The organism is Streptomyces katrae (assembly GCF_000966975.1).
In the GTDB taxonomy this organism is placed as follows: Bacteria; Actinomycetota; Actinomycetes; order Streptomycetales; family Streptomycetaceae; genus Streptomyces; species Streptomyces katrae.
The window spans coordinates 1-256 of record NZ_JZWV01000797.1 but is presented as its reverse complement, the minus strand read 5'-3'; the positions used below and the strand labels follow the sequence as shown (position 1 = coordinate 256).

Annotated in this window: 1 tRNA gene; it reads right to left on the bottom strand. The window is 67.2% G+C overall.

Features of this window, described 5'->3' with window-relative positions:
- Positions 1-85 (bottom strand) — tRNA-Leu (locus VR44_RS26740).
- Between the last annotated feature and the right edge of the window lie 171 nt (positions 86-256).

Here is a 256-nt window from a genome sequence, read left to right as displayed (position 1 = left end):
TGTCCGAGGGGGGACTTGAACCCCCACGCCCGATAAAGGGCACTAGCACCTCAAGCTAGCGCGTCTGCCATTCCGCCACCCGGACGGGGTGTGTGTCGTTCCGGCCTCGGCGGCCGTGGCGACAGGTGAAACATTACCAAACATTCCGGGGGCGTCCGCGCCACCCCCTGACCGGCTGCTTCCGGCCATCCCCGGGGGAAACGGAGAAGGACCCCGCCGAAGCGGGGTCCTTCTCATGATGTGTCCGAGGGGGGAC